The organism is Dyadobacter sp. CY261 (genome assembly GCF_021440085.1).
GTDB lineage: Bacteria > Bacteroidota > Bacteroidia > Cytophagales > Spirosomataceae > Dyadobacter.
Genome location: NZ_JAKCPW010000015.1, coordinates 63,392 through 81,823 on the forward strand (window position 1 = coordinate 63,392; position 18,432 = coordinate 81,823).

Below are 18,432 nucleotides of genomic sequence, written 5' to 3' on the forward strand. Positions count from 1 at the left end.
ACATATTTTCAAAGTTACTATTGCTTGTAATGTGCAGTCTTGCGCTCACAGGCATTGCTGCCGATAATGCCGGTGGCCGCGTGCTGCGCTACTCCATCCGTGAGGGATTGTCGTTTGGGGTGGTGAACAGTGTTGCACAGGACACCGACGGTATGATGTGGTTTGCAACCGGCGATGGCGTGAGCCGGTTCGATGGAACGGCATTCAAAAACTTCAAATATGATCGTAACGATCCGCGCAGTTTGCCGGGTAATTATGTCAAATCCATCCTCCGCGACAAGAACGGCAAGATCTGGGTTTCGTCCAGGGACGGCATCGGTGAATTTGTACCAGCGACACAAAGTTTCAACCGTTACAAGCCCTCTCAGAACAAAGGCGGCACGGGTAACGACGTCAGCGACATTAGTCAGGGCTCTGGCGACCGGCTTTGGCTGGCTTTGAACGGATCAGGAATTGCATCTTTTGACACAAAAAAACATCAGTTCACTTCCTATAACCAGCAAACATTACCGGGGCTTTTTACGAACTCCATTCTGATCGTCTTCGAAGATTCTCAGGGGATGTTATGGCTCGGCTCTCGCGATAATGGTATCGAGGTCTGGAAACGCGACGGCACGGGAAAGCTCGTCAAAGCCGGGCTGAACGCGACCAACGTGCCGTCGACGCGGATCAATGCCATTTACGAAGACCATCTGCGCAATGTCTGGATCGCCTCCTCCCGAGGTTTGATACTTTTCAAAAGATCGGAAGGGCGGTTTTATGACTTGCACATCGATACCTTTCACCGGAGCGACATTTATCTTTCGCTAATCGAAGACCGGCAGCAAAACCTGCTCATAGGCGTGCAGGATGGCGGACTTTACCGGCTGGCACTATCACAAATGGCGACTCAGTCACCGGAAAAGCTTGTCTTTGAGCAAGTTCGGGATAAAGATAGCAAGGGCATTACGCAGCGTTCCGTACAATCGCTTTTTATAGATAAGGACCGTAATGTATGGCTGGGCACCTATGGAGAAGGTACTTACCTGATCAGCGCCATTCCCGAGAAATTCAGAAAATTTGAGCAAAAAACAACCGACGCACGTGCTGACAGCTATCTGCGCTATTATGGCATGTGTGCCGACAAGGACGGCAATCTCTGGATAGGCACCGATGGCGACGGGATTTACAAAACCAGCGCATCGGGTGAGATTTTGAGGCATTATTCAGCCTCTTCACAACCTGGACAATTGCCCGACGGTGCCATTATCGCCGCACACCGCGACCGGCAGGACCGCCTGTGGTTCGGGACGTATTCCAAAGGTCTGGTAAGGTACGACCCCTCCACGGATACTTTCATACGTTACGCGCACAAGGCAGGCGACACCAATTCGCTGGCTAAGAACGACGTGCGTGTGATTTACCAGGATATGCGCCGGAATATATGGGTCGGTACCAATGGGGGAGGACTGGGGTTACTCGATGAACAGACAGGCCAGTTCCGCCATTTTATCCCTTCCAACAGCTCTATCAATGCCAACGACGTGCGTGCCATTACCGAAGATAAATACGGGAACCTCTGGGTCGGGACTTATGGAGGCGGGCTGAACTATCTGAACACGCGCACGATGCAGTTCACATCGTGGTTCAATGCGGCGGGTAAGGAGCCTTATTTGTCCAACCGTATAATCTTTTCGCTTTATATGGATCGCCAGGACCGGCTTTGGATCGGTTCGGAGGGGAACGGATTGTTGTTGTTGGATACCCGCGCCCGGAATGTCCGTTTTTTTGATGAGAAACGGGGTCTGGCCAGTAATGTGATTAATGCGATCCAGCCCGAAAGTACAGGGAAAGTTTGGGTGAGCTCGAACAAAGGCTTGTCGCGGATCGATGCCAAGACGGGTGTTATCGAAAATTTTGATACGAGCCATGGCTTGCAGGGCGGGCAGTTCAATCCCGGTTCTACCTTATACAATACTAAAACCGGCATGATCTGCTTTGGCGGTACCGAAGGCTGGAACCTCTTTGACCCGACACAAGTACAAGCATCGCGTTACAAGCCTAAAGTGATGATCAGCGGAATGCGGATATTTGGCGAAGACCGGGAAGGTAATGAGGCTGTTTCCCTTTATGAATATCTGGGAAAGTCGCGGAGATTTTCCATAAAACCCGACCAACCTATTTTCTCAATCGACTACACGGCATTAAACTACGCGTATCCGGAGCTTACCCGCTACGCATACATGCTCGAAGGGCTGGATAAAGACTGGAATTACGTGCAGAACGAGCGTTCGGCCACTTACCGCTATCTGCCGTCGGGGAATTATGAGTTCAAAGTGAAGGTTGCCAATCAGGATGGGGTGTGGTTTGAGGATTATGCATCGCTGCCGATCCGCGTGATGCCGCCCTGGTACCAGAGCTGGTGGGCGTATTTGTTATACATTCTGACTGTCGGATTGATCCTTTACTATTACCAGCAATACAAGCTGGGACGGGAGAAGATGAAATACGAGGTGCAGTTGGCACACCTGGAAACACGGCAGCAGATTGAGCTGAATGAAAAGAAACTCTCGTTTTTTACCAACGTTTCACACGAATTCCGAACTCCTCTGACGTTGATCATCAACCCAATACGGGAAATGTTGCAGGCGGGTAGTACGGATGCCAGCACACATATCATTTATAGAAATGCGAAAAGACTGCTAAGTCTCGTCGATCAGCTGCTCCTGTTCCGTAAGGCCGATCAGCAAACCGACCGCCTCAAACCAGCCATCCATAACCTGCCGCAACTCATTACTGAGGTGTTTCAATGCTTCCTGCACCAGGCCGAGCAAAAGCATATCCATTATGAACTGACACTGCCCGAATCGGATGTTGAGATTACCTGTGACTGGGAGAAAATCGAGATTGCGATATTCAACCTGATTTCCAATGCGTTGAAATTTACACCCGAGCATGGAAACGTGTCGGTGCGGGTGTACGATGTAGGTGAAAAGGTAGAAATCACGGTCAGTGATACCGGTCCGGGCATTCCGGCCGATGCAGGTGCAGATATTTTCAAGGTATTCCACCAGTATGCCGACCGCCGTTTTGCCGCCAAAGGTGGTTTTGGAATTGGCTTATATCTTGCCAAAACGTTTGTCGAAAGCCATTTCGGAGAGCTACGGTATGAATCCGAGCTCGACAAGGGCACGACATTCCAGGTAATGCTTTGGAAAAGCCATCCCAACCTCATCCCGAATGCGCAGCAAGGCGAGGCACGCGATTCGGTGTTGCTGGAAGAGCTTTCCGACGGAGTAATGCCGGTAAAAGTGCCCGCGATGCCCGACTGGCAAAGCGAACTGCTGGATATGAAGGAACCGTCGACCGAAAGCCACACGATGCTGGTGGTGGACGACGATTCAGAGATCAGGCAGTACCTGGCGTCGATATTTTCGGGCAAATACAAGATGTTCGAAGCGGGAAGCGGGGAAGAAGGACTGGAACTTGTCCGGAGGCATTTGCCCGACATCGTCATCAGCGACGTTATGATGGGTGGAACCTCGGGGATCGAACTGTGCCGCCAGATGAAGCTCGATATGGCGCTAAGTCACATACCAGTGATCCTGATTACCGCCAGCACCTCCCAGGACGTGAGGCTGAAAGGTATCGAGGGTGGTGCCGACGATTATATCAGCAAGCCTTTCGACAAGGACATCCTTGTAGCGCGTGTTACTTCCATTCTTCGTAACCGCAACGATCTGCAAAGGTATTTTTACAACGAGATTACCTTGCAGACGAGTGATTTCAAGATCTCGGCCGAGTACAAGGAGTTTCTCAACGAATGTATCCGCGTTGTCGAAAACCATATTACCGATCCTGCATTCAATGTAAAAGTCCTGGCCTCCGAGATCGGCATGAGCCATTCGACGCTCTATAACCGTATCAAATCCATTTCCGGACAGTCGGCTACCAGTTTCGTGCGCTTTATCCGATTGCGCAAGGCCGCGCAGCTGCTGATCACCACCGACATTACGATCAGCGAGACGGCATTCAGCGTCGGTATTAACGACATCCGCTATTTCCGTGAGCATTTCCAGAAATTGTTCGGCATGAAGCCGTCGGACTATGTGAAGAAATTCAGAAAACCCTTCCACGAGCAGATTACCATTGACAAGGATATTTTCCGGAAAAAATCGGTTTAATCTCTCATTTATTGGAGTATCCCCAGCTTTTCCTGCCTGATTCTAACAGAATCGGGCATTTTTTGTGAATTCACCCCCTTTTTAATGCGAAAATGTCCCCCCTCTGTGGGGTTGAAATAGTCCTACTTTTGATTGATCAATTCATAAAAGCGGCGATAGGCACCCGGGCCTATGACTATTTCAAGATTTGGGATGCACGGACGGAAACGCTTTCCCACCGCTGCTATGTGCTGATCCGGCATCCAATTATTCAACTTTTTACAGCTGTATGAAAAAAACTTTTAACAGAGGACCTGAACGCTCCTGGCAATCGGGTATGAACGCTGGCCAAACCCTCAGGGCTGACTTTGGGGCTACCCTCACAGCGGCGCTCTGGTCGGTACTCTTTGTGCTGATCTCCTTTTCAGCATTTGCACAAAACACATTTACCGTAAAAGGAACAGTCACCGCCGAGAACGGTGAAGGATTACCTGGCGCAAGTGTGATCCTGAAAGGCACTTCCACCGGTACCACCACCGATGTGGACGGCAAATATTCCCTGAGCTTGCCGGATGGCAACGGTACGCTCGTGTTTACCTACATCGGTTATGTGAACCAGGAAATCGTGGTTGGTAACCGCTCACAGCTGGATGTGAAACTGGCGCCGAACGATAAAACACTGGATGAAATAGTGGTCGTAGGTTACGGCACGCAGAAAAAGGCGACTTTAACCGGCTCGGTTTCGGAAGTAAAAGGTGCGGATATCGTCAAAAGCCCACAGCCTAACTTGTCGAACTCACTGGCAGGCCGTTTTTCCGGCTTTGTGGCCAACAACCGGGGTGGTGAGCCTGGTTATGATGGGTCGAGCTACACCGTGCGTGGATTTGCTACGACGGGAAATAACGACGTGCTGATCGTTGTCGACGGTATTCCCGGCCAGGTGGGCGGCCTCGATCGCCTCGATCCGAACGACATCGAGAGCATTTCCATCCTGAAAGACGCTTCGGCGGCGGTGTACGGAAGCCGCGCGGCGAATGGCGTCATTCTCGTGACCACCAAGCGCGGTACCACGGGCAAACCGGTCATTTCGTACAGCTTCAACCAGGGGTTCTCGTCACCGACACGCTTGCCCAAGCTTGCGAATGCGGCCACCTACTCGACGATCATGAACGAGATCGATTACTACAACAACCCGGCCGGAGGTATGAACCAGCATTACACGGCGGAGGAAATCGCCAAGTTTGGCAATGGCTCCGATCCGTTGAACTACCCGAATACCGACTGGCAGAAAGAGACCCTCAAAAGCTTTGCATTGCAAAACCAGCATAGTCTGGCTATTAATGGTGGTACCGATAATGTAAAATACTATGTGTCGCTTGGAACGATCTATCAGGATGGTTTATACAAAAACGGCGCTACGAAATACAAGCAGTATAATTTCCGCTCCAATATCGACGCCAATGTGACGAAGGACTTCAAAGTAAGCCTCGGACTTTCGGGCCGTCAGGAAAACCGTGCTTTCCCGACTTCATCCGCGGGTAACACATTCCGCTCCATCTACCGCGCATATCCAACCGTGATCGCACAATACCCGAATGGTTTTTACTCGACCGGTGTGGAGAACAGCAACCCGGTAGTGCTCGGTACCGACATGGGCGGCACCGTGAGCAACCCGACGTCTGTATTCAACGGTATCTTACGTGCGAGCTATAACATGCCGTTCGTGGACGGGCTTTCTGTGGATGGTTTCTATTCGGTGGATAAATCCTTCAACTTTACGAAGACTTTCAGCACGCCTTATACACTTTACAATTACGACAAAAATACCGGCGCTTATACGGGTGTCGTGACGGGAGGTTCCGCGGGCGCAGCATCGCTGAACCAGTCGCAGGTGAATATCACCAATCTCACGCAAAACCTTCGTTTGAACTATCTCAAAACGATCGGCAAGCACAATATCAATGCATTTGTGGCTTATGAGCAGAACAAGCGTAATGAGGCCACTTTTGGTGCTTCCCGCATCAATTTCCCAACCACATCTACCCCAGAGCTTTCCCAGGGTGGCGCAGCAGCGACGGACAAAAACAACTCGGGTAGCAGCTACAATTTCACCCGCAGGAGCTACATCGGCCGTTTGGCATATAACTTTAATGAGAAGTACCTGGCCGAAGTACAGGCACGCGTAGATGGCTCATCTGTTTTCCCGAAAGGCAAGCAATACGGTTTCTTCCCCTCGGTTTCGGCAGGTTATCGTATCTCGGAAGAAGAATGGTTTAAAAACAGCGTCAATTTTATCGACGATCTGAAATTCCGTGCTTCCTATGGGACATTGGGTAATGATAATGTAGGTCAATTTCAGTTCTACAACAACTACTCGTTCAACAACCAGTATGTGCTGGGCAGCAACGTGATCACGCCGGGCATTGACCTTACCAAACTGGCCAACCCGAACATTACCTGGGAAACTTCCAAGAAGCTGGATATTGGGTTGAATGCTATTTTCCTGAAAAACTTCAATATCGAGGTGATCTATTTCAATCAGAAAAGATCGGATATCCTTGCGGCCAGAAATGCTTCCATTCCAAATACTTCGGGTATTGTAAACCCTTTCAAAACAGATAGCAACACCCCGCTGGTGCCGGACGAGAACCTTGGAAAAGTGAATAACACCGGAGTAGAAGCGACATTGGGCTATAACCACAATGGCAAGTTCCGCTACAACATTTCCGGAAACGTGACTTATGCCAAAAGCAAGGTGATTTTTATCGATGAAGCACCCGGAGCGATTGATTACCAGCGTCAGACGGGTGGTCCATTGTATACCAATCTGCTTTACAACACGCTCGGGATCTTCCGCACGCAGGCTGACCTGGATGCCTACCCGCACGTGCAGGGCGCGCAAATGGGCGACCTGATCCTGGAAGATTACAATAAAGACGGCAAGATCACCGCCGATGACCAGATACGTAGTAAATACGGCAACGTGCCATTGCTCACTTACGGTCTGACATTCAATGCGGGTTACGATGCATTCGATCTGGCGGTAGTTTTCGCGGGCCAGGGGATGGTAAGCCAGTATGTTTTGCCGGAATCGGGCCAGGTAGGAAACTTTTACAGCAGCTGGGCCGACAACCGTTGGAGCCCAACCAACCCTGAAGGCAGTTTCCCCCGCGTGGACACCCGTGCATCGTCTTCGATAAATGGTGGGTTGTATGCCAATAATTTCTGGTTGAATAATTCCTCATTCGTTCGTCTGAAAAACGTCGAGTTGGGTTATACGCTTCCGAAAGAAGCATTATCTAGGCTGAAAATATCGTCACTTCGCATTTATGCCAGCGCATTCAACCTGTTCACCATTACGGGCGTGAAAGATTACGATCCGGAAGGTAACAGCACCAGCGGCCAGTTCTATCCACAGCAGCGCATCCTGAACCTGGGCCTCAATCTCAAATTCTAATTGAAATCATGATTAACATGAACATAAAGAGCTTAACATTACCTGCCCTGGCCGCGGCGATGCTATTTTCGCTATCCGCCTGTGACCAGAACTTGCTGGATGTCGTGCCCACCGACCGGGTTTCCGACGCCTCCATTCTATCCGATTCCGTACTTTTCGAAGCATACGTCACAAACCGCTACATGGGCACCCGCCTGACCGATAAGGAAGCCGAAGGCACATTGCCCGGTTTTGGGCGCGGTTTTGAATATGCGATGTGGTCGTCTTTGACCGACGAGTCGATCTACAACAACGACGACAACACCTGGCTAATCCAGCGCGGGCAGATCGCGCCGGAAAATACCGGTATCGCGGGCACATTCTGGGGTCGCAGCTACCGCAGTATCCGGGAGGTTAACTATGCATTGGCGAACATTGAGCAAGTACCGATGAGTGCGGGCCGCCGCAACCGCTTGAAAGGCGAGTTGCAGTTTATCCGCGCATTCCGCTATCACGATCTGATCCGTAATTATGGGGAAGTAGTGTTACTTGGCGATAAGGTTTATGAAGTAAGCGATGATCTGACGAGCCCTGAACTGTTCCAAAAATCGGAAATCAAAGCCGGGTTGGACTACACCATCGCGCAACTCGACGAAGCCGCGGCATTGCTGCCCGAATCAAATGATAATAACACCTGGAAGCTCGGGCGCGCTACAAAAGGTGCTGCACTGGCATTGAAATCGCGTCTGGCACTTTACGCGGCGAGCCCGCTTTACAATGCCGGAACCTGGCAGCAAGCCGCAGCGGCGGCGAAGGCGGTGATGGATTTGAATAAATACACCCTTTACACCGGTGGTTACGGTAGTTTGTTTACGACGAACGATAATCCGGAAATCATTTTTGGTCGCTTGTACGCTGTGGGCGCGCGCCACGTGTGCCTCGAAATCGCGAACGGACCGAATGGCTACAACGCCTGGGGCGGGAACGTGCCGGTGCAAAACCTGGTGGACGATTATGAAATGATGGACGGTACCCGCATTACCGATGCCAATACCAGCTATGACCCGAAGAACCCGTATAAAAACCGCGATCCGCGTTTTTATGCAACCGTGCTGTACAATGGCGCTCCCTACCGGAACAGTACCGTAGAGACGTTCACACCGGGCGGCAAGGATAGTAAAGACGGCCCCTCGAACTGGAATACGTCCAAAACCGGCTATTATCTGAAAAAGTTCATGAACGACAACCTGCCGATCGACAATCCCTGGGATGTAGCCGGCACGCAAACGTGGATTTACTTTCGCTATGCCGAAATCCTGCTCAACTACGCGGAGGCGCAAAATGAAGCCACAGGACCCAACGCAAGCGTGTACGCAGCTGTGAACGCGGTCCGCCAGCGGACAGGCGTGGGTATGCCCGCATTACCCGCAGGCCTCACGCAGGCGCAGATGCGCGACCGTATCCGTAATGAGCGCCGCGTGGAGCTGGCATTTGAGGAGCACCGTTTTTACGATGTGCGCCGCTGGAAAATTGCCAACGTAACTGAGAACGTCCCTGCTTACGGGGTCGAGATCGGCAAGAGCGGAAGCACATTTACCTACACCAGGAAAGAAGCGCTGACCGGCCGTAACTTTGCCGACAAGCAATATTGGCTGCCGATCCCGCGCTCCGAAATCCAGGCTTCGAACAACCAGCTCGAACAAAATCCGGGCTATTAATCAGATCCTTCGCTCCCGGTGCCACCATCACCGGGAGTTTTTTTATCCATTCCCTGAAAGACCTGCTCATGCAATTTTCTCAACTTCCGGGAACGCTGTTCCTTGGGCTACTCATGGCCGCTTCCACAAGCTGCCACGGAACCGAACCGGCCACGCAAACAGTCGATCCGATTGCCGAAACCGTCACGATCCGCATCGATCCGTCCAAAACTTACCAAACTATCCGCCATTTCGGTGGCTCCGACGCCTGGGCCTGCCAGTTTGCGGGCAATTGGCCCCTCCCAAAAAAGAACGCGATCGCCGATCTGCTGTTCAGCCGCGACACGTTGGCCGACGGCCGTATGAAAGGCATAGGTTTGTCGCTGTGGCGCTTTAATGTTGGAGGAGGTACGACCGAGCAAGGCGACGCCAGCGGTATCCGTGACGAGTGGCGGCGTGCCGAGTCGTTTTTCGCGGGAGACGGTGGTTATGATTGGAACAAGCAAGCCGGGCAAATGTGGTTCCTGAATGCGGCCAAAGAGCGGGGCGTTGGCGAATTTCTTATTTTCCCAAATACTCCGCCAGTTCAGTTTACCGCCAATGGCAAAGGCTATGCAACAAACGGCCAGCCGAACCTCGCGTCACAACAAATCGACAAGTTTGCTGGTTACCTGGCTGATGTAATCGAAGGCGTCCAAAAGAAAACGGGCATTACATTTCAATACGTGAGTCCGGTGAACGAGCCACAATGGGATTGGAGCGACGGAGGGCAGGAGGGAACGCCCTACTTCAATAACCAGATCGCCGCCATCACCCGCTCGCTCAGCGCATCGCTTTTGAAGAAAAATCTTCCTACCAAAATCAACATCGCCGAAGCCGGGCAGATCGAGTATCTTTATTCGGAGCACAACCGGCCGGGCCGTGCCAGCCAGATTTCTACTTTTTTTGATAAAAACAGTCCCGACTATCTCGGCAACCTGACCAACGTTCTGCCTGCTATTTCAGGGCACAGCTATTTTACTACTTCTCCTTATAAAGACGCTGTTGCAAAGCGGAAGCAACTCGCGGCGAAGCTGGCCACGGTGCCGGGGCTCGAATATTGGATGTCGGAGTACTGCATTTTGGGCGATAACGATGGTGAGATCAAAGGGGAGGGCCGCGATTTGGGCATTGATGCCGGCCTGTATATTGCGAAAGTGATCCATAACGACCTTGTGAATGCGAATGCCTCTGCCTGGCACTGGTGGATATCAATTTCGCCTTATGATTACAAGGACGGGCTGGTTTACATTGATAGAAATAAAACCGACGGAAATTATCAGTCTTCCAAAATGCTCTGGGCCATGGGTAATTTCAGCCGATTCGTGCGGCCGGGAGCTGTACGGGTGGAGGCTGCGAGCAGTTTGGGAACGGATGGCTTGCTGGTTTCTTCCTATTTGAATACTGATAAAGAGCTGGTGACGGTAATTATTAACAGTGATAACCAGGACCGGCAGGTGGATATTACACTTAGCTCAGCGCAAAAAGTTGGAGTGAGAAAGATATACGAAACTTCGGCTCAGAGTGAACTGGCACCAGTAAAAAGTGGTGATGCAGATGGTAAAATGATAGTGAAGGCGAGAAGCATTGTAACTGTAACCGGCAAAATGTAGATTGAAGTAATGCGTTGTGAATGCTGTTGAAAAACAGCATTTGCCCTTCACGGATCGGTACATAGGTGCCGGTTCGTTTTTTTATATTTCAAAAAGATCACCTCTTTTTGACGGTCGCAAGCTAATTTTGATTTCCACATTTATGTTCAGCTCTTGCCTAGAAGAAATATCCTTGCCCTGCTTACGACCTTGCTGGTTGTGATAGCCGCCCGGTTCTACTACGTTGAAACCTATGCGATCGCTCTGCCCTTCTGGGATCAGTGGGATGGCGAGGGCGATCAACTGCTCCGTTCATGGATCGAGGGCAAGCTTGAAATGCGAACTCTCTGGCAGCCGCATAACGAGCACCGGATATTTCTAACCCGGCTTCTATCACTGCTCATTTTCAACGTGACAGGTGTTTGGGACAACCTTATCGAAGCGCGTGTGAATATTTTCGTTGCGGCCTGCATTCCGTTCATTATCATTGTTTTCCTTTCACGCCAGAAGGCGTTGTACGGGTTCCACTGGCTCGTGCTGATCGTCATTATCGCGCAGTTCTCGCTCATTTTCGCATCCGAGAATATTCTGGTCGGATTTCAGAGCCAGTTTTACTTCCTGATTATTTTCACGCTTTTTGCATTGATCCTCGCCGCATTGTATCCCGATAACCTGCTGGCGATGTGCGGAGTGCTGCTGTGCTCTTGGGTGAGCGTGCTCACGATGGCTTCGGGTATTTTTACGCCGCTTACTGCCATAGGCGTGTATGCTTTGCAGGTGCTGGACCGGCGCAAGGTCGGCTGGCAGCAGGTGGCGATGGCCGTTTTGCTGGCGGCAGCGACTCTGAAGGGGTACCTCATCATGCCGCATATCGAAGCCAACCACGTTTACCGTGCACGGAATGTCGCGGAAGTGGTGCGAGCATTGCGTTACCTGCTTGCATGGCCAGTGTCGAAAAGCTGGCCTGCAGCGACAGTGCTATGGATCCCGGCATTCGGCATGGTGCCTTGGCTGCTGCGTAAAAAAGAGCTCTCGCATGCGGATATCGTCATGGCCGGATGTGTGATGTGGTCCTTGACGCAGGTGTTCGCGATCGCATACGGGCGCGGTCAGGCAATGGGGAGCGTGTCGTCACGGCACTCCGAGTTGTTCACGCTTGGGTTGATAGGCAATGGGTGGTTCGCAGCCCGCTTTATAGCGCTTTCGACGAAAAATTGGAAGGTTTATTGTATAGGAGCGATGTTCTTTGTGGTGTTCGTGATGGGTCACATTACCCGCTGGAATCGCGATATGCGCGTTGTTCGCAGGGCTTACCAGCTCTCTATGAAACAGGAATCGAACGTGCGAGCATACCTGAAAACGGGCGATCCATCGGTGCTGGTCCAGCCGCAATTTGAAATTCCCTATCCCGATTCCATTCGCCTGCGGATGTTGCTTGATAACCCAACGATCAGGGGGATTTTGCCACTTTGAAAAGGAGGAAGGCGGGTAGGAGGAAAGGGACGATGGAGGAAGGGAGGAAAGCCGCATCATTCTTTCGAGGAGTTTTTGGCTCTTCGTGTCTTACGAATTTAAGTACGATGGATGAAGAGGACAGTGGGGCACCAGTCCCAGCTTTCCTACTCTGGATGCGCATTCATTGAAAGTCATATATAAATGGTTCACTTTGATGTACATATCTATGCTTAAACCTTTTCCGATCCCGCGCAAAATCTTCATTTCGTCCGTCCGCTGGTCTGTAAAACTGATCACGGTGGCAGCGCTTGCCGCATTCACGATGCAGGACACCGTTACCAAGCCCGATGAAAGCCGTTTCACCCCGGTCGTATTGGCCGATAATCTCGATGAGCCGATGGCCTTCGAGGTGCTCCCGGATGGTTCTTCCTACATTATCGAGCGGAAGGGCGCATTGAAAAAGTACAACCCGTCGACCAAAACGACGGACCTGATTGCCACAATTCCGGTAAACACGAAATACACCAGCAAAGAAGGTGTCTCACGTGAAGCCGAAGAAGGTTTGATGGGGATCAGCCTGGACCCGAATTTTGCCAAAAACCATTGGATTTACCTCTATTATGCCCATCCAACCGAGAAAAAGCACATTCTGACGCGGTGGAATATAGTGGATGACCAGTTGGTGGAAAATTCCAAGAAAGTGGTGCTTGAAGTGACTACCCAACGCGAAGTATGTTGCCATACCGGCGGCGGCATGACCTGGGATAAGGCAGGTAACCTTTATCTGACGGTCGGCAATAATACCGGCAACGACAAAGCCGCCCAAACCGACGAACGCCCCGGCCGCGAAAGCTGGGACGACCAGGGACACGCCGGTAACACCAACGACCTGCGTGGCAAGATCCTGCGCATTCATCCGGAGCCGAACGGCACCTATACCATTCCCGAAGGTAATCTTTACCCCAAAGGCACGGCCAAAACCCGCCCCGAAATCTATTCCATGGGCCATCGTAACCCGTGGCGCATTGCAGTCGACAGCAAGACCGGCTTTCTCTATTGGGGTGAAGTAGGGCCGGATGCCAATGAGGATTCGGAAATTGGGCCGAGGGGCTATGACGAGTTGAACCAGGCACGTAAGCCGGGCAACTTTGGCTGGCCATGGTTCGTGGGCAACGACCAGGCATTTCCGGTTTTTGATTATGGTAATAATAAACCCGGGGAGAAAAAGGACCCCAAAAACCTTGTTAATTCTTCGCCGAACAACACCGGTTTGAAAGAGCTATTTCCTACCGCGCCCAGCTTTATTTACTATCCTTATGGCGTTTCTGAAAAATTCCCGGCCGTGGGTTCCGGCTCGCGCAGCGCGACTGGCGGCCCGGTTTACCACCGTTCCGATTTCAAAGCGCCTAAACGTCCGTGGCCCGCTTATTACGAAAACAAATGGATAGCCGCCGACTTCTCTCGCGGTTGGATCATGGCCATTACGATGAGTGCCAATGGGGATTATGAGTCAATGGAGCGTGTTTTGCCTAGTTATCATCCCGTCCAGCCGATCGACATCAAGTTTGGGCCGGATGGCGACTTGTACATTCTCGAATACGGCAGCAACTGGTTCCGAAAGAGCGATAACTCGCGGCTGGTACGGATCGAGTACAATGGCGGGAACCGGAAACCGGTAGTAGCAGTAAAGGCGGAGAAGAAGGGCGGAACAGTGCCGTTTGAAACGGTCTTGTCTTCTAAAGGCACGAAAGATTTCGATGGCGATGCATTGAAATATAGCTGGAAAGTGACCAGCCCGGGCGTGGCACCGAAGGCTTTTACAACCGAAAACCCGAAGGTGAAATTTGATAAACCCGGCGTGTACACGGCCACACTCACCGTTACCGACACCAAAGGCGCAAGCAACAGCCAGTCGGTGCGCATTATTGCGGGCAACGAACCGCCGATGGTAGCGATCAGGCTGGATGGCAACAATACTTTCTTTTTTGCAAACAAGCCCGTTGGCTACGCGGTGGACATTTCGGATAAAGAGGATGGTAATACTGCCGACGGAAAGATCAAAGCAAACCAGGTGGCCGTGAGCATCGACTACACATCCGAGGGTTTTGATTTTGCCGAAGTGGCCCAAAGCCAGCGGAGCGTGGACGCCACCACGCAATTTGCCGTAGCGCAGACACTGATGGGTAAAAGCGATTGCAAAGTGTGCCATCAGCCGGATACCAAGTCGGTAGGCCCTTCATTTGCAGACATTTCCAACAAATACAAAGGTGACGCAGGTGCACTGCCAAGGCTTGTGAAAAAAGTATTGGAAGGCGGATCGGGTGTTTGGGGCGAGGTGGCGATGGCAGCACACCCGGCACTTCCGGTAGCGGATGCCGAGGTGATCGTGAAATACATTCTGAACAGCACTGAGAAAACGCTTTCTACATTGCCATTGCAAGGTCAATACACCCCGCAGATCCCGAAAACCGATAATGGAAAAGGCTCGGTAATCATCCGCGCGGCCTATACCGATCGCCCGGTAGGTGCGACAAAAGCGGTACCTGCACAAACTACCGAGGAAATGATCGTTCTGCGCAGCCCCGAACTAAATGCTGCTGAAGCGCCCGTTACCAAGGGTGTTGAGACGAAAGCATTGGGAGTCGCCGGACAGGGTTTTGCCGTCGTTGCATTTGAAAACAGCTACATCGCATTCCCGGCAATCGACCTCACCGGTATCGATTCTCTCGAATTGAATGCGGCTGCACAGTTACGCGAGGGCAGCGTGGGCGGCACGATCGAAGTCCGGCTCGGCTCGCCGACCGGTACACTGGCGGGGCAGCAGAAAGTATCGGTTGCCAAGCCGGTGGATGTCGCCAAAATGATGGCTGAATTGGAGAATGGTGCGAAGAAGGAGGCGGCCCCGGCCGGAGGCTCTTCCACTGCGGGCGTAGCTCCGGCTGCGACACCCCCTGCAAAGCCAGCTGCGGCACCGCCCCGGCGAGGCGCGCAGCCACCCGTGCGCATTGCCATCCAACCCACCTCCGGCAAGCAGGATGTCTATTTTGTTTTCAGAAATCCCGACGCAAAGCCGATTGAGCCGCTCATGTCGTTTTCAAAAATCAAATTCAAAAACAAACCATAAAAGGTTGAAAAAACCGGCCAGACGACAGCCTGGCCGGTTTTAAAGCTTCTATTCAGTTGTTCCTGCTTGTCAAATTATTCTGCGGGCGGGAACAATTGAAATTCGTTCACACCGAAATAGCCGTGGTAATCCTGTATCGCAAGCCTGAACTTCTGCGCTTTCACTCGGGTAATGGTTTTATCCCAATCACCCATTTTCGTGCCTTCCGCCAGCGATACCCATTTATTTCCTTTAAGATAAAGCACTTCAAACTTGCGGATTTCCGACTGGCCGTAACTCGTTTCACTTAGTTTGACGCGCCCCACCAGCTCCGGCTTACCCAAATCCACTTCCAACCAGCCCGAAGGCTCATACAACGCCATAATTTCGGGTGACTGATAATGCAGGTTTTTACCATAATAGGAAGCGAAATCAACATCCTTGCGCCGTCCGATTTTCCAGGCTGTTTTCGGGTTATCGTCAAATGCCGCGCCCGCGTCGTGGTAAAACTGCCCGACGGCGCTGGAAGCCGTGGCTTTGTGCGCGTAAGCGAGCGAACCGCTGGCGGGAAGCGGCACCGTCGGTGATAGGGTAGCGGCCTTTTTATCAAGCGTCAGCACAGCAATGGTAGCGATCGGATCGATCTTGTCGGCTGGGAATGTCAGGGTAATGGTTTTGGTGTTTTGGGTAAATGACATCGGCGTTCCGTCGAGCAGCTTCGCGCCGGTAATTTTAGCCGGAATGGCGGGCAGTATAAGCTGGTTTTTATCCGCATTCAACAAATGTAAAAATACCTGGCTGCCCCGGTAAGAACTCACATAATCGGATGCAGGCGTGAACACACCTCCCCTGGTATTGTAAATGGCTGTCTGTTTTTTTTCGATCCAATCACCCATTTCACGCGCCCTGGCAGCGAAATCGGCTGGGAAAGCGCCTGTGCTGTCGGGGCCGATGTTGAAAAGCAGGTTGCCATTCCCACCGACACAGCGCAGCAGCGTATGCAGCGATTCTTTGAGGCTTCGGGGCTCGTCGCCAAACTTCCAGGCCCATTGATGTCCCATATTGGTGCAGGTTTCCCAGGGCACTTTACCATAACCGGCTACAAAGCCTTCGGGGGTCGCGTAATCGGCATATTGGCCTAGGTACGCGTGCGACTCGTCGGGCGTGAAAGGTTCCAGGCGGTTGTTGATGATGATCTCAGGTTGCAGTTTCCTCGCCAGGTCATACACCTTCTTTGGTTCAACCGGAGTAGGCCAGCCTTCATAATCGATCCAGAGCAGGCCGATTTTACCATAATTGGTCAACAATTCGCGCACCTGTTCCAGTACACGTTCCGCGAAAATGCCATTGGTCTGCGGATTGCGGCAATCCGGGTCTTTCCAGTCGGCGACCGAAAAGTACCAGCCGATGGGCATACCGGCCTCATGTGCCGCCTCGGCGAGCTCCTTGCATACATCGCGTCCGAATGGCGTGTGGGTAATGCTATAATCGTTCGTTTTGGTGTCAAAAAGCGAAAAACCATCGTGGTGCTTGGCGGTGAGCACCATATACCTCATGCCCGACGCCTTCGCTAATGCGACCCATTCTTTTGCATTGAATGCAACAGGATTAAAGCCCAGGTAAAGCGAGTCGTATCTCGCCTTACCATAACCCTCGCGTGACCAACTGATTTCTTTACCAACACGGGACACCGGCCCCCAATGGATGAAAAGGCCCATTTTAGCATCCTGCCACCATTTGAGCCGCTGGGCTTTGGGGATTTCGGTTTGAGAAAAGGCAGTTAAACCAATAGAAATGAGCAATACGACCAGTACTGTTTTTCTCGTCATAATGCGGAACTGACCAGGCTCACAATGCTACCTAATTGCTTGGACGACGCTGCGGCAGCCAGTTTGGCCGCAGGGCCTTTCTTGTCAAGCCCGGAAACGCTTTTTGTAGCTTCGCCCAGCAAGCCATTCAGTTTCGACTCGTTGGACTCTCCCAGAACAGAAGATCCGGCCTTAATCAACCCAAGGCTGCTTGTAAGGCCAGCCGCATTGCCCAACAGGCCCGATTCTCCCTTTCCAAGCAATCCGCTGATACGGTTGGCGCCGATCAGCATTTTTACAGCGTTAACCACCTTACCCAGCGTGCCGCCCGACAGCTTTCCCGATGAAGCCAGCGGAATCAGTGCTTTGAGATCGCCCGCCTTACCGAGCAGCTTGTCTTTGAGGCTGCCGTCGGAGGTTTTGGCCTCACTTTCCAATGCCGAAGCACTCTCCGTAAGGGCATCTGCCGAGCCGGTTTTGTCGCCTTTTTGCGTCAATGATACTGCCTTATCGAGCAGGCCTTCAACCAAAAGGCCCTGACCGAAGGTGCGGGTGGCTCCTGCGAAGAGGAATAGCATAGCTGCGAGCGAAAAGAGGAAACGTTTCATAGTGTTTTTAGATAAATGATTTGTACAAGCTGGCGGCAAAATAGCATTTATCTGTCACACCTCCATTTTAACTCTGCCCGAAAATATGATACTCCACCAGGCCGATACAGGCCGTCCAGGCCAGTTCCGATTCAGTCGGCCATTCATCGCCAAATGCTTTTTTTAGTGTCCATATCAGGCTTTCGGCAAGGCGCTGGAAGACTGTCTGGTTAAATCCGGTGGTTTTCAGTGACAAGGCGAGTCCCTGCATCCGGATCGAGAGCTCGTCGGGTCTGTCCAGTTTGCTGATGATTCCGCCCAATACGTTTTTCAGCCCCTCATTCAAATCGTTGGTAAGCCCGGCGGAGAGGAGACGGTCGACAGGTTTTCTGGTTTGCGGATAATCAAAAAAGAGTTTTCCGAAGAAGACGTCGCCCAGGACATGCGGGCGTATGTTTTTCATAAACGACCATTCTTGTTTGACCAGCCTGATTTGTTCATTAGTGGGTTTGACTTGTTCCATATATTTTCGATTTTAAACCGAAAATTTGGAGAAAATGAAGGAGAGGTCAA

9 protein-coding genes are annotated in these 18,432 nt (G+C 51.7%); 6 read left to right on the top strand and 3 right to left on the bottom strand.

The genetic code is table 11. From position 1 onward, the window contains the following. Positions 1 to 29 precede the first annotated feature (29 nt). From LZD49_RS29750 to LZD49_RS29775, 6 genes are all read left to right on the top strand, one after another. A complete protein-coding gene (locus tag LZD49_RS29750) occupies positions 30 to 4,163 on the top strand; it encodes a two-component regulator propeller domain-containing protein (RefSeq protein ID WP_234671644.1) in 4,134 nt (1,377 codons plus the stop codon). Between the two features lie 268 nt (positions 4,164 to 4,431). Then, a complete protein-coding gene (locus LZD49_RS29755) occupies positions 4,432 to 7,599 on the top strand; it encodes a TonB-dependent receptor (protein ID WP_234671647.1) in 3,168 nt (1,055 codons plus the stop codon). 17 nt (positions 7,600 to 7,616) lie between these two features. Beyond that, positions 7,617 to 9,296 carry a RagB/SusD family nutrient uptake outer membrane protein gene (locus tag LZD49_RS29760; protein WP_234671649.1) on the top strand — a complete coding sequence of 560 codons (1,680 nt, stop codon included), beginning with the start codon at positions 7,617 to 7,619 and terminating at the stop codon, positions 9,294 to 9,296. Between the two features lie 68 nt (positions 9,297 to 9,364). Next, complete coding sequence (locus tag LZD49_RS29765) at positions 9,365 to 10,927, top strand: glycoside hydrolase family 30 protein (protein ID WP_234671650.1); 1,563 nt, start codon at positions 9,365 to 9,367, stop codon at positions 10,925 to 10,927. A gap of 153 nt (positions 10,928 to 11,080) precedes the next feature. After that, complete coding sequence (locus LZD49_RS29770; RefSeq protein WP_234671651.1) at positions 11,081 to 12,379, top strand: hypothetical protein; 1,299 nt, start codon at positions 11,081 to 11,083, stop codon at positions 12,377 to 12,379. Positions 12,380 to 12,587: 208 nt separating this feature from the next. Next, positions 12,588 to 15,485: a PQQ-dependent sugar dehydrogenase gene (locus tag LZD49_RS29775; protein WP_234671652.1), complete on the top strand. Its 2,898-nt coding sequence runs from the start codon at positions 12,588 to 12,590 to the stop codon at positions 15,483 to 15,485. Between the two features lie 74 nt (positions 15,486 to 15,559). On the opposite strand, the gene LZD49_RS29780 is transcribed toward LZD49_RS29775, so the two are convergent. From LZD49_RS29780 to LZD49_RS29790, 3 genes are all read right to left on the bottom strand, one after another. Then, positions 15,560 to 17,293, bottom strand: a complete 1,734-nt coding sequence (locus LZD49_RS29780; RefSeq protein ID WP_234671653.1) for an alpha-L-fucosidase — start codon at positions 17,291 to 17,293, stop codon at positions 15,560 to 15,562. Further along, on the bottom strand, positions 17,290 to 17,880 hold the full coding sequence (locus LZD49_RS29785) for a hypothetical protein (RefSeq protein ID WP_234671654.1): 591 nt from the start codon (positions 17,878 to 17,880) through the stop codon (positions 17,290 to 17,292). Before LZD49_RS29785 ends, LZD49_RS29780 begins: the two co-directional genes overlap by 4 nt. Positions 17,881 to 17,947: 67 nt before the next feature. Beyond that, on the bottom strand, positions 17,948 to 18,382 hold the full coding sequence (locus tag LZD49_RS29790) for a globin (protein ID WP_234671655.1): 435 nt from the start codon (positions 18,380 to 18,382) through the stop codon (positions 17,948 to 17,950). Positions 18,383 to 18,432: the final 50 nt, after the last annotated feature.